The sequence below is a fragment of the Acinetobacter sp. BSP-28 genome (assembly GCF_044130285.1).
In the GTDB taxonomy this organism is placed as follows: Bacteria; Pseudomonadota; Gammaproteobacteria; order Pseudomonadales; family Moraxellaceae; genus Acinetobacter.
Genome location: NZ_JBIQOB010000022.1, coordinates 25,498 through 38,218, shown reverse-complemented (window position 1 = coordinate 38,218; position 12,721 = coordinate 25,498). Strand labels below are relative to the sequence as shown.

Here is a 12,721-nt window from a genome sequence, read left to right as displayed (position 1 = left end):
CATGCAACAGATCAATTTGGAACAAGTCAAAGTTGCTGTGGTCGGTGCTGGAACCATGGGGATTGGCATTGCACAACTGGCTGCCATGCACGGGCATCCGACCTATGTATTTGATCTCGATAGCAGCAAAGTTCAGAGTGCCTTAAATGCTTTAGAGGCACAGCTCAGCAAGCGCGTACAGAATGGCAAAATGACCCAGCAATTGCTGGAGAGTATCTTCGCCAATCTGATCGTTGCAAAGGATATTCAGCAGCTTGCCGATGCGGGCTTGATTATTGAAGCCATTGTCGAAAAGAAAGAAGTGAAGCAAAACCTGTTTCAGCAGCTGGCTGCCATTTGTCCGGAACAGACAATTTTTGCTTCCAATACTTCTTCGATTTCCATTACCGCAATTGCCTCAGCGATTCCGAATCCGGAACGGGTGATTGGGCTGCATTTCTTTAATCCGGCACCGGTCATGAAACTGGTTGAGATTATCCGCGGGCTGAAAACCTCAGCAGTCATTGCCGATGCGGTATTTGAATTGATGAAGGACTGGAATAAGGTTCCGGTACGGGCCAAATCTACTCCCGGTTTTATCGTCAATCGTGTCGCGCGACCTTATTATGCCGAAGCCTTTCGTGCTTTGCAGGAAAACGCCACTACACCGGAACAGCTCGATTACATCATGCGCGAATGTGGCCGTTTTGCCATGGGGCCGTGTGAACTCACGGACTTAATTGGACAGGATGTGAATTTCTCGGTGACACAAAGCGTCTATCAAGAATTTTTCTATGAGCCGCGCTACCGCCCATCCTTGATTCAAAAAGAACTAGTCGATGCCGGCTGTTATGGTCGCAAGTCCGGTCAGGGTTTTTATGATTACGCTCAGGCCAAGCCTGAACCAGTGTATGAATTGCCAGTGTGTTATGCCAAGTCGCTGAATAAGCTCAAAGTCACGGTAAAAGGTGAATGGCTGCATTCATCAGCACTGATTGAACGTTTAAAACAGGCCTCTCATGTGGAACTGAGTTTTCAGGCGGCAGAACAGAATGAAATCCTGATTGGTGATCTTTCCCTGCGATTATCGCTTGGCGAGTCGGTTGAACTGGCTTATCCCCATGACCCCGTGGTGTTGATGGATTGGCATGCAGATTGGGCCAATGCCCAGGCGATTCCGGTGGTGGCATCACCGGCGTGTAGTGAAGAACAGCGCCAAGCGGCAGAACTATTCCTCATAGGTATGGATGTGATACCAATTTGGTCTAAGGATCATCCAGGTCTTTATGTTATACGTAGTATCGCCATGCTGGTGAATGAAGCGTGTGAAGCCGTATTGCATACTATTGCATCAGAGCAAGATATTGATTCTTCTATGAAATATGGTGTGAATTATCCTTGTGGTCCATTTGAGTGGGCAGATAAAATTGGATATTACACAATTTTACAAATTTTAGAAAATATGTATCATATTTATAGTGAAGACCGCTATAGAACTAGTATATATTTAGCAAAGAAAGCGGTGCAGGGACATGCACAGAAAACTCAGCAGCAACCATTACGCGTCGCTGGCTAATAAGGAAGAATCATGGAACAGGTTTATATTTTTGATGGAATCCGCACTCCGATTGGACGCTATGCTGGTGGACTGAGTAGCATCCGTAGCGATGATCTGGCTGCTTTGCCAATTCAGTATCTGAAAGATCAGTATCCTGCATTGCCATGGGCTGAACTGGATGAAGTCATTTTGGGCTGTGCCAATCAGGCCGGTGAAGATAACCGGAACGTTGCGCGTATGTCTGCTTTACTCGCAGGGCTGCCTGATTCTGTTCCAGCGCTCACTGTGAACCGCTTATGTGCCTCAGGTCTGGATGCCATTGGACTTGCAGCACGCAGTATTAAAGCCGGTGAAGCCCAATTTGTTTTGGCTGGTGGCGTAGAATCCATGAGCCGTGCGCCTTATGTGCAATCCAAACCCACGACTGCCTTCAGCCGTACCCCTGAAATTTATGACACGACGATTGGCTGGCGTTTTATCAACCCGAAATTCAAAGCCAGTTTTGGCGTCGACAGCATGCCAGAAACGGCCGAAAACGTCGCTGAAAAATACCAGATTAGCCGTGAAGACCAAGACCTGTTTGCCTATCACAGCCAGCAGAAAACTGCAGTAGCACAGCGGAAGGGTATTTTTGCCGAAGAAATTCTGCCGGTCGAGGTCAAAGGTCCGAAGAAAACCACCCTCACCATTTCCCAAGACGAGCACCCGCGTGCAGAGACGACGTTAGACAATCTGGCAGCCTTAAAAACCCCATTTCGTAAAGAAGGCGGTTCAGTCACTGCCGGCAATGCCTCAGGCGTAAATGATGGAGCAGCTTGTGTCCTGCTGGGCAACCAACAGTTTGCTGATCAGCATGGACTTAGTCCTAAGGCCAAAGTGATCGGGATAGCCAGTGCCGGTGTTGAAGCTAAATATATGGGCATTGGACCGGTGCCAGCGGTACAAAAAGTGCTGAAACAGACTGGCCTGAGTCTGGAACAAATGGATGTGATCGAGCTGAATGAAGCTTTCGCAGCACAATCACTGGCAGTAATTCGTGAACTAGGGTTGCAGGATGATGATTCAAGAATCAACCCGAATGGTGGTGCTATTGCCTTAGGCCATCCTTTAGGTATGAGTGGTACCCGTCTGGTCATCACCGCCATGCACGAACTTAAACGCCGTCATGGCAAATATGCGCTCTGCACAATGTGTGTTGGTGTTGGACAGGGAGTTGCACTGATTTTAGAAAATATTGATTAAGACATCGATGAAAAGATGGATGAAGGACGTCATTTAATTAAGGTAATAAATCGTGGTCAGGATGACCGCTTCAGGAGTAAGAATATGAATAACAATGCAATGGAAAAAATTGAAACGGTTTCAGTTGATGAGTTGCGTAGTGTGCAGCTAGAACGCATCAAGAAAACCCTGCAACATGCCTATCAGAACAGCTCGGTCTATAAAAAGAAATTTGATCAGGCCGGTGTGCATCCTGATGATTTTCAATCACTGGAAGACCTGGCCAAATTCCCGTTTACCACGAAACAGGACTTACGCGAGAACTATCCCTTTGGCATGTTTGCCGTACCACAAGAACAGATTGTCCGCGTACATGCCTCTTCAGGTACCACAGGCCAGCCAACAGTCGTTGGTTATACTCAGCATGACATCAATGTCTGGTCAGATGTAGTTGCACGTTCCTTGCGTGCAGCAGGCTTGAGCAGCAAAGATACCATTCAGGTTTCTTATGGTTATGGCCTGTTTACTGGTGGTTTAGGGGCTCATTATGGCGTTGAACGCTTAGGGGCAACCGTGATTCCGATGTCAGGTGGACAGACGGAACGTCAGGCCCAGTTGATTCATGATTTTAAACCAACTGCACTGATGGTCACGCCATCTTACTGCCTGAATATTATTGAAGCGCTGGAGAAGAAATTTGGTAGTGCCAAAAATTGTTCAATTAAAACCGGCATATTTGGTGCAGAGCCATGGACCAATGAAATGCGCAAAGAAATCGAAGAACGTCTGGGCATTGATGCTCTGGATATTTATGGCCTATCTGAAGTAATGGGGCCGGGTGTCGCGATGGAGTGTCTGGAATCCAAAGATGGTCCAACCATTTGGGAAGATCATTTTTATCCTGAAATTATTCATCCGGAAACCGGTGAAGTGCTGGCCGATGGTGAACTGGGTGAGCTGGTTTTCACTACTATTACCAAAGAAGGCATGCCGGTGATCCGTTATCGTACCCGCGATCTGACCCGTTTATTGCCTGGCACGGCACGTACCATGCGCCGTATGGATAAAATTGTTGGTCGCAGTGATGACATGATGATTATCCGTGGGGTCAATGTCTTCCCGTCGCAAATTGAAGAACAAATTTTGCACATTCCACAGCTGATTCCAAATTATCAGATCCATATTTGCAAACAGGGGCATCTGGACACATTGCATATTCGTACCGAAATGCGTAAAGATAGTGCTATAAATATGACTCACCAATTGGCCAATTTGTTAAAAACTCAAATCAAGACCATGGTGGGGATCAGCGTCAGTGTGGAAGTATTACCAGAAGGTAGCCTGCCACGTTCTGAAGGCAAAGCACAGCGGGTTTTTGATATTCGTAAGTCTGCATGAAGCTCTACTGGATGAAGGACAAATGGTCTATCATCCAGTTTCTACAAGGTAAAGTTAAACGTAATGAATCCGAAATTAAAACAAATAATTGATGACTTTATTCACACTGAAGCACTGAGTGGAACTTCATTAATCATGACCATTTTCGGTGACTGTATTTTTCACCGCGGTGGCATTATCAGTCTGGCCAGCCTGATTCAGCTGATGGATGTTTTCGGATTCAATGAGCGTTCGGTCCGGACAGCCGTATTCCGTCTGGTACAAAATGGCTGGCTGGTCTCAGAGAAAATTGGCCGCACCAGTTATTACCGTGTGACTGAAAGCAGCCGCCAGCGTTTTATTATGGCGGATCAAAAGATTTATGGTTTTAGCCATCAGGAATGGGATCAGAAGTGGGATCTGGTGCTGCTCAGTTCGTTGGAACTAGAAAATAAACTGGTGCTGAAGAAAGAACTGGAATGGCTGGGCTTTGCCAATATCGCCACCAATGTCATGGCTTACCCGGGCTGTGATCATCAGAAACTGCAAAACCTGCTATTGAATCTGAAAATGACCGATCAGGTAGTGGTGTTTAAGGCCGAGGCCTTACAACTGTGGCAGGAATCTTATCCAACCATCAAACGTATGGTTGCCACCAACTGGCCGGTGCAGGAGTTACATCAGCGTTATGAAAAATTCATTTCAGATTTCCGGGAGTTTTTCCATCTGGTGGAACAGGAAGATGAACTGGAGCCAGTTCAGGCTTTCCAGCTGCGTATTTTGCTGATTCACCAATATCGCCGGATTTTATTAAAAGATCCAAATTTGCCGTTTGAATTATTGCCATCTAACTGGCTTTCTTTAAATGCCCGTAACCTGAGCAGCAATCTGTACCAGGCTGTGGTCGCAGCAGGAGAAGAATTCTTTATGGATCATGCGCGGACATCGGAAGGCTCCATGCCGCCGGTACATCCACAGTTTTATAAACGTTTTGGTGGTTTAAAACAGGAAGAAGTGAGTTATTAATTTGCTCTAAAAGCAAGTTTAAATTTTTAAAGGAATAAACAATGCCGTGCTATGCTATTGATGGTGTAATTCCAGTCGTGAGCGCCAAAGCTTATGTGCATCCCACTGCTGTTTTAATTGGTGATGTCATTATAGAAGAGGGCGTGTATATTGGCCCTTTTGCCGCGCTCCGTGCAGATTTTGGTGGCATTCATATTCATCGAAATGCAAACGTGCAAGACTCTTGTACCATTCATGGTTTCCCGAATTATGTGACCACCGTTGAAGAATTTGGGCATATCGGACATGGCGCGATTTTACATGGCTGTATGATTCGTAAAAATGTATTGGTGGGCATGAACAGTGTAATTCTGGATGAATCTGATATTGGTGAAAATACGATTATTGGCGCCAACAGTACAGTGAAAGCAAAGGCGACGATACCACCAAACTCATTGGTTTTAGGTAGTCCAGCACGAGTAATCCGTGAGCTTAATGAAAAAGAAGTTGCTTGGAAATTAAAAGGTACTGAACAATATATACAGTTAACCGAGCGGTGTTTGAATACGTTGCAAGAAGTCATCCCCTTATCTGAGTTATCAGTAGACCGACGCACTTCTAAAAGTTTTAATTTGGACTATACAATTAAAACTTAGATTAGCATTTGAAGTGGCTTTGTTGCACAAAGATTTAAAAAATAGAACTTTCCTAAGCTACTCAAATTTAAGAGACAACTTGGGTATAAGGTCGGCCTAATTCCGTAAATTTGTTGAGAACTGCTACGCGTGCATGAATCTCATTCACCTGACTAGGAAAGTTCCTTACGGTTAATTTATCACCTAATAATTTGATGCAATGCATCTTGGTTTCAACTAGGCTTCGGCGGTGATAGCCAGACCATTTTTTCCAGATGGTTCTGCCCAATAGCTTAATGGTTTGAAGTAATCCATTTCGATCACTTGAACTGATTTTAGAATCTTTCTAGGGCTTGGCATTTTTTCTAAGTGGAATGATTGCATGGGCCTGCCGATCTACAATGACCTGTCGGCAGTGTTTCGTGTCATAAGCCCCATCTGTATAGGCAGAATCAATTTGCTCATCTTCAGGGATCTGCTTGAGTAAATCCCCACAGCACTTTTGAATCACTGACATTATTCGTCGTCAGCTGAACCTCGCGTATTTGCAGGGTTTCAGCATCGATACCAATATGTAATTTACGCCATTGGCGACGATATTCAGGCTGATGTTTTTTACGTTTCCATTCTCCTTCACCGAATGCTGACGAACCTTAACAACAATGCAATCTAAATAGACAACAGGATAAAGACTATCGAGTGTTCTATTTTGCCATTCTGTCACTTGTTCAATGACAGCATCCGTCACCTTACTAATAAGGGAGGCAGATACATCGGCATCGTACATTTCTTTAAAGAAAGCAACAATTTCTCTATTTGTCATTCCTTTCGCATATAGCGAAAGAATTTGATCATCCATGCTAGTAATGCGCGTTTGATGCTTCTTAATAATCTGTGGTTCAAAAGAGCCGTCACGATCACGAGGGATATCTAAAGCAAGCTGCCCATCTTGTGTTAGAACTGTTTTGGAGCTAAAACCATTACGTGCATTAGATCCTTTCTTAGGTTGATGCTTTTCATAGCCTAAATGTTCAGAAAGCTCAGTATTCAGAGCGGTTTCGATCATGAACTTTTTAAATATGGCTGTCATTTGGTTTAAATCTTCAGGAGTTTTTAAACCTTTAGCTAATTCAGCTGCCATACTTTTGATTGTAGCTTCATCCATGTGAAGTAACTCTTTTTATTATCCTCAGTAGGATAAATGAAAATTAAGTACTTACACAAAATTTAGAACAGTCCCACTAAACATCTTGTTATAAGCAACAACGTCATCATTTTGAAGTTAAGCTGTATGTGCTTCAGCGTTGATTTTATTGACGCTATTGCCAAAATGTTCCGATGTTGCTCAAGTTAATTAACCTTTTAATTCTGCAGATACAATACCGAAGCCTGCAATCCATTCACTGATATCTTCGTAGCAGTGTGTTGTCATGTCATATTCGCCAATTTCACTAAGGGCAGCAAAGGCAGCCATCCATGAACGAACTTCTTGACCACCACGACCACCGTCACGACGAATTTCAGCTTCTGTCATTGCTTCCATCGCCGCGAAATCAGCATTCTTGAATTTCTCAAGCAATGCGATATCCCATTCAGGACTCAGTGGCACAGACACTGAAGTGTCACCAGCTGCAAGTTTTTGACCCACGGCAATCACTTTGGCTTGACGTGCTTCACGCGCTTCTGGAGTTGGGTTGCGACCTGCGATCAGGAATTCTTCAACTTCAGGAGGCACTGAACCCATTTGCGGTGTCGGTGGATCATGTGAAAGACCACCCGTACCTAAAACAAGGACACGCTCATTTTCAAGGTTTAAAGACTTGATGTATTGACCTACAGCACGACCCAAAGCAATGGTACGCTTTGTGGTTGGCATTGGTGCTGCAGCGCCATTAATAAATACTGGAATGGTTGGGTAACGGTCCAACTGACCTTCACACAAGAAGTGTAATGGCTGAGTCACACCATGGTCCGCTTGCATACGGTAAGAGTATGCAACGTCTACACCCTCGTCCAATACGCGACGAACCATAGCCAAAGCTTTGTCTTCAGGTACATCGATATGGTCATTGTCTTTACCGTAGTCCCAATCGCCTGCTGCTTTTGCACGGATACCCACGCAGAAACTTGGCATTAGGTCATAGAAGAAACCATTGAAATGGTCTGGACCAAAGGTAATAATCAGGGTTGGGTCGTAAGCTTTTACTTCAGCAGACAATGTTTCGAATGCATCACGAACTTTCTGTTCTTGAGCTTTGTCTTGCGGTGAAGCAAATTCCATTAAAGGACTGTGCGATGCACAAATGAGTTTAACGGCCATGCGAGGCTCCTTAAAAGAAAGGCAGCCTAAGAATAGGCTGCCCATACGTCTATTTAAGCAGACTGAGTTTTGCTTCATCCAAGATTCTCGTTGCGACTAATGTCAAACACGACAATTCAGATTGAATTTGGATCAGCGAAACGGTCTGATTAGAAGAACACACTAAGGTTATGTGAGGTATAGGTCACTTGATCAAGCGTGATCTTACGGTTGAAGATTTGGAAGCCTAAGCCGCCTTCAACTTTACGGATCTTGTCATGACGTTTACCACAGTAAATCACCACGTCTTTCTCTTTTTGCGAACGGTATAATAAGTATGTGACGTACACATCATATTCGCCTTCAACTTCAGTAGGCTCAACGATCACGTTAGACACCATGTGTGTGGTACGTGATGGAGGCTCTTCAGCCCATGCCATACCCGTTTCAAGACGCGCTACACGACGCTCTAATAAGAATTTATTGTCGTTAAACACCCAAGTAGTCGGTGGTTCAACTGAACGACGACGGTCACGGGTTTGTGCGTTTGGTGTGGTACGTAGCGTGTAAGAAATATCTTCAGCTAAGGTATCTAACCATTCACGGAATTTCCAATCGTCCAGTAACTTTGCTTCACGGTAAAGGAACTGGCTAATTTGGTGATGAAGTTCTAAGCTGATTTTACTCATTTCATAAGCTCCTTCTCGTATTCGTCAGCCGCAGCTTCGACGTCTTCCCATTTTTCATGGATTAATAAATCTGCCCAACGACGGTACAAGCCACGTGCTGCAGTTTCAGAGAAAATGTAACTCGTGATACCAGGGATACCATCTTCACGGCGTTTTTCACTGCCTTTACCCATCTCAACAATGAGTTGGTTTTGACGTGCTTTGTAACCACGTAAAACTTTCTGGATTTCAACCCAGTTTTCAGAGTCATCTTGCTCAAGGAAACCGGCAGGACCGAAGGCACGAGTCGCAGAACGTTCAAATGCTTCTTTCACTTCTTGAGACGCTTCAGCATCGGCAATACAGAATGCCCAAACTTCAGTTTTGTTTGGACCACGTGGGTGCCATACGCGAAGTGTTGCAGTACCGTTCAACCAAGACAATGTTGGGAACATGGTGTTGTGACCTGCTAAGCGAAGCGCACGTGTTTCACCAAGACGTTCTTTCACTTCCTCATACGTTTCGCGGAAGTAGTTCGCCACTTCACCGTCAACCCAAACGTTAGCGTCTGGTTTTTCTGTGAAGAAGAAGCCTGAACCGTGACCGCGTGAACCGTATTGGATCGCGTCTTTAGCCGTTTCCCAAACTGGACGGGCTGTTTGCGCAGCACCTAGTTTCTTGGTTGAGTCATCGTCTGGTTTTGCGCCAAGAACTTGAATCGCAGAAGCGTGAGAGAACAATGCGTGGTATTGGTCAGATGCGAACTGTTCAGCTGCAAATTTCCAGTTACACTCGATTTCCCATTTGTGTATGCCACCCACAATGACGGTGCCACCTTCACGACGATCTACCACACCGTCTAGGTACCATGCGATATCGCCCATGTATTCTTCTAGGTCAGGGGTTGTTTCATCCCAACAACCGAAGATTAAGCCTTTGTAAGACTTCACACGGTTCACTTCAAGCAGACCCCATTGCTCTTTACATGCACCTTGTGGGTAAGCACGATCTTCAAGAGGGATGTCTTTTAAAGAACCATCAACACCATAAGACCAACCGTGGTACGGGCAAGTGAATGCACGCGTGTTACCACAGTCAGCAAAGCTCACGCGCATAGAGCGGTGACGACATTGGTTCAGGAATGCTTTGATAGAGCCGTCTTTTTGGCGAGCAACGATGATCGGATCTTCACCCATGTAGGTGTTGAAGAAGTCACCAGCCTTAGGAATTTGGCTTTCATGGCAAAGGAATAACCATGTACGACCGAAGACACGTTCAAGTTCTAATTCGTAAATGTCTGGATTTGTATAGATAGATGGCGTGATACGTCCATTTTGTGCATCGACTAAAGCGTCGATTTCGCGCACATCAATTTTTCCACTCATGAAAAATTCTCCTGTGACCTGTCTTGGTGCAAACAAGTAAACTCAACTTTTCAACGATGATGGAATTTTGAGGGAATTTTATGAAATATTTTTTTTATTTTAATTTAGATATTAAATAGATTATTATCGCTATTTTTAATTCCTATTAAATTGGTCGTGATTATGCTTTATTTTTTGTTTTAATTAATGTGTCTTGGTTTATTAATTCCGACTAAAATACTAGTATTATTTCTGGTATTTAAGTGTAAATAATTTATTTTAAATTAAATATCATTATTATGATAATTTTATTAAATTCAATTGCTTGAAATTATTTTTGTGTTTTTTATAATGTTTTATTGGTTATTTTTTTATAAATAAATCCGAGTAAATTGCTCGTGTTTAAAATGGTATTGTTTATTATTTTTTTAGGTTAAATTTTAAAAAAATTTAGATGATATTAATTTATTTTTCTTGCTTGATTATTAAGTTTGCTAGATAAATAAATCAAATATAAATAATGCGTTGGTGCTGAAAGTCATGCTATATCAAACGTAAAGAAGAATTCTCTATGGGCACTTGATGACCCTATACAATGCGATTAGGGAATTTAGTAAAGTTAAGGAAAACGAAATTAAGATGACAAAAAAGATATCAATATTCTATTGAATATGAATTCGATGGCGATGGGGTTATAGAAAAGTTCAGTAGTAGATTTTTTAATTCTTTTGATCAGTCGCCAGTCTTCTAATCCTACATCATCGCTCAGATTCAGTAATTTTAGTTATGTTTCTAAGGTAGGACAGGATCAAAAAAAACTATTAAAAATTTCATTTTAATTAATAGCCTTGCGAATATCTTCTATCTTTTACGACTTAAGTCTAATGAGGTTTTATGAATGAAAGTAGGAATTTAGACAACAGAAATATTGAACAAATCTATATAACGCTAAATTAGTATTTAATTAGATGTTCCTCTGGATGCTCGGGCTTTATCACCAACTACTAATACAAAAAATCGTGATGTATATGAAGTTGTTAAACCTTTGCCTGTAGTACAGGGCAAAGTTATGCTTTGGTTTGATAAAAAAGGAATGGGTATTCAATATGAAACAATAGGGGGGGATAAAAATGACAGTGAAAGAATTGGTTAAAAAGGATATTTAAGGAAAGTTAAAAAATGAAAGATCAAGTACGTTTTTTTATTGCAGAATATTATAAATTATTTGATAGTGTTGGATGAAATATTTATGCAAATGAATATGATGTGTGCACGACGTGAATTTAAAAATGCACAAGAACGTTTTGATCATATGACAATGGTTATAAAAAGTTACTTAGATAGTGAGGAAATTATTGATAAAGAAGCTTTGCCATATATACAAGAAAGAAAAGGTAATCCTTTTGCTGCGATGATGGATATTGACTCCTATATCGATGGAAATATGGCAGGTGTTTGGATCTTCAATAAAGATTTACAAACGTTTAAAAAACTAGCCTATGTCTATTCAAAGCTCAGTGTATTAAAGAGTGTAGAGTATAGTAATCCCATGCCATTCTTTTTTCGTTCGGATTATACGAATGTCAAAGAACCCATGTTTCATATGCTGTTGAGTGATAGCTCTGAAATCAGAGATTTTTTAATTCGTAATATTGAAGACGTTGCGAATGATACTGAAGATTTAGAAGATGAATACGACTTAAATCGTCAAATGATTTACAACACCTTACTGATGCTAGAAGGTAAACAGTTGGAGCGTTTAAAACAACGCAGTCAGAAAGTAATAGAGGCTCCAACGCCAAAGACTAAGCAATTTGCTAAAGAGCTTGAACTGAGAAAACATGATTTTCAGTTTTATTTAGCATTTGCCGAGCAAGATTTAGAAGGAATGAAAACGGCTTTAGAACCATTTTTTACTAAGAAAATAGCACAAGATGCAGCGAAACATACACTCGTCTATTACGATTTTTATTTACAGCCACAAGTTGTTATATATGCAAAATTGGCATCGATGCATGGTTTTGATTTAGGTATAGACCATGAGATTGCACCAAAAGAACTCATTCAATATCAGCCACTCCCTGAAGAAGAATATCAAGATATTGTCGACTTTATGAAGCCATATAAACTTTCGTATCCGTATTCTTATTTGCAAAATTGGATTGATTACTATTTAAGAAAAACAGATCAGCTTTTTCCAGTTTAAAAATTTAAATCTATTGAAAAAAACTTGAACTGGAGCAGGAGGTGATGATTTAAATTTTGCTCCTCCTGGATTTAATCGGAGTAAAAAATAAAGTTTTCTATCACATCATTTCTAAATTCAAATAAATATACAGTGGCGCTTGAAAATTTTCATTTTAATAATGGAATTGATGGGTTCCTTCATGCATTGTGTGATCATAGTGATGATTGCAATTTTCTTGATTGGTATCAAGGTGTTGAAGTGGGTATGGGGCATATAAATTTTAAAAGAAATCCTGTCTATGTATATTGGACGGATTTTCCAGAAAGTCTGTCTTTTGATTTTGATAGTGTGCAAGATGCAGAGCTATTTAAACAATATTTAGAAGAGTTAAATATTTCATAACTTACGGTAGTTGTTGTAATTTCAA

At 41.8% G+C, this 12,721-nt stretch carries 11 protein-coding genes and 2 pseudogenes; 8 read left to right on the top strand and 5 right to left on the bottom strand.

The features are described 5' to 3' along the window. Position 1 precedes the first annotated feature (1 nt). The 5 genes from ACE01R_RS14495 (at position 2) to ACE01R_RS14475 (ending at position 5,796) form a co-directional block, all read left to right on the top strand. Complete coding sequence (locus tag ACE01R_RS14495; protein WP_395552077.1) at positions 2–1,555, top strand: 3-hydroxyacyl-CoA dehydrogenase; 1,554 nt, start codon at positions 2–4, stop codon at positions 1,553–1,555. Between the two features lie 12 nt (positions 1,556–1,567). Next, positions 1,568–2,779 carry a 3-oxoadipyl-CoA thiolase gene (gene pcaF, locus ACE01R_RS14490; protein ID WP_395552075.1) on the top strand — a complete coding sequence of 404 codons (1,212 nt, stop codon included), beginning with the start codon at positions 1,568–1,570 and terminating at the stop codon, positions 2,777–2,779. A gap of 84 nt (positions 2,780–2,863) precedes the next feature. Next, complete coding sequence (paaK, locus tag ACE01R_RS14485) at positions 2,864–4,156, top strand: phenylacetate--CoA ligase PaaK (RefSeq protein WP_395552073.1); 1,293 nt, start codon at positions 2,864–2,866, stop codon at positions 4,154–4,156. 63 nt (positions 4,157–4,219) lie between these two features. Further along, the gene (gene paaX / locus ACE01R_RS14480) at positions 4,220–5,161 is read left to right on the top strand and encodes a phenylacetic acid degradation operon negative regulatory protein PaaX (RefSeq protein WP_395552072.1); all 942 of its coding nucleotides are present in this window, start codon (positions 4,220–4,222) and stop codon (positions 5,159–5,161) included. A gap of 41 nt (positions 5,162–5,202) precedes the next feature. Continuing rightward, entirely contained in the window at positions 5,203–5,796 is a 594-nt protein-coding gene (locus ACE01R_RS14475; protein ID WP_395552071.1) for a transferase hexapeptide repeat family protein, read from the top strand. A 67-nt stretch (positions 5,797–5,863) separates the two neighbouring features. Here the strand turns inward: ACE01R_RS14475 and ACE01R_RS14470 are convergent. The 5 genes and pseudogenes from ACE01R_RS14470 to hcaE all read right to left on the bottom strand — a co-directional run. Next, positions 5,864–6,428 (bottom strand): annotated as a pseudogene (locus tag ACE01R_RS14470) (IS5 family transposase); the annotation flags it as partial. After that, positions 6,353–6,940, bottom strand: a pseudogene (locus ACE01R_RS14465) (transposase); the annotation flags it as partial. The pseudogenes ACE01R_RS14465 and ACE01R_RS14470, both read right to left, overlap by 76 nt. A gap of 189 nt (positions 6,941–7,129) precedes the next feature. Next, positions 7,130–8,095, bottom strand: a complete 966-nt coding sequence (locus ACE01R_RS14460) for a 3-carboxyethylcatechol 2,3-dioxygenase (RefSeq protein WP_395552070.1) — start codon at positions 8,093–8,095, stop codon at positions 7,130–7,132. 149 nt (positions 8,096–8,244) lie between these two features. After that, the gene (gene hcaF, locus ACE01R_RS14455; protein ID WP_395552069.1) at positions 8,245–8,763 is read right to left on the bottom strand and encodes a 3-phenylpropionate/cinnamic acid dioxygenase subunit beta; all 519 of its coding nucleotides are present in this window, start codon (positions 8,761–8,763) and stop codon (positions 8,245–8,247) included. Next, a complete protein-coding gene (gene hcaE / locus ACE01R_RS14450; RefSeq protein WP_395552068.1) occupies positions 8,760–10,127 on the bottom strand; it encodes a 3-phenylpropionate/cinnamic acid dioxygenase subunit alpha in 1,368 nt (455 codons plus the stop codon). Before hcaE ends, hcaF begins: the two co-directional genes overlap by 4 nt. 955 nt (positions 10,128–11,082) lie before the next feature. On the opposite strand from hcaE, the gene ACE01R_RS14445 reads away from it, so the two are divergent. From ACE01R_RS14445 to ACE01R_RS14435, 3 genes are all read left to right on the top strand, one after another. Beyond that, a complete protein-coding gene (locus ACE01R_RS14445; protein ID WP_395552108.1) occupies positions 11,083–11,259 on the top strand; it encodes a glycohydrolase toxin TNT-related protein in 177 nt (58 codons plus the stop codon). 96 nt (positions 11,260–11,355) lie between these two features. Further along, positions 11,356–12,312, top strand: coding sequence for an Imm49 family immunity protein (locus ACE01R_RS14440; protein ID WP_395552067.1), 957 nt, complete (start codon positions 11,356–11,358; stop codon positions 12,310–12,312). 132 nt (positions 12,313–12,444) lie between these two features. Beyond that, positions 12,445–12,696, top strand: a complete 252-nt coding sequence (locus ACE01R_RS14435; RefSeq protein WP_395552066.1) for a hypothetical protein — start codon at positions 12,445–12,447, stop codon at positions 12,694–12,696. Positions 12,697–12,721 lie beyond the last annotated feature (25 nt).

Coding starts and splice junctions, on each gene's coding strand:
- ACE01R_RS14495 (WP_395552077.1), top strand. CDS start 2: ATGCAACAGATCAATTTGGAACAAGTCAAAGTTGCTGTGGTCGGTGCT.
- pcaF (WP_395552075.1), top strand. CDS start 1,568: ATGGAACAGGTTTATATTTTTGATGGAATCCGCACTCCGATTGGACGC.
- paaK (WP_395552073.1), top strand. CDS start 2,864: ATGAATAACAATGCAATGGAAAAAATTGAAACGGTTTCAGTTGATGAG.
- paaX (WP_395552072.1), top strand. CDS start 4,220: ATGAATCCGAAATTAAAACAAATAATTGATGACTTTATTCACACTGAA.
- ACE01R_RS14475 (WP_395552071.1), top strand. CDS start 5,203: ATGCCGTGCTATGCTATTGATGGTGTAATTCCAGTCGTGAGCGCCAAA.
- ACE01R_RS14460 (WP_395552070.1), bottom strand. CDS start 8,095: ATGGCCGTTAAACTCATTTGTGCATCGCACAGTCCTTTAATGGAATTT.
- hcaF (WP_395552069.1), bottom strand. CDS start 8,763: ATGAGTAAAATCAGCTTAGAACTTCATCACCAAATTAGCCAGTTCCTT.
- hcaE (WP_395552068.1), bottom strand. CDS start 10,127: ATGAGTGGAAAAATTGATGTGCGCGAAATCGACGCTTTAGTCGATGCA.
- ACE01R_RS14440 (WP_395552067.1), top strand. CDS start 11,356: ATGCAAATGAATATGATGTGTGCACGACGTGAATTTAAAAATGCACAA.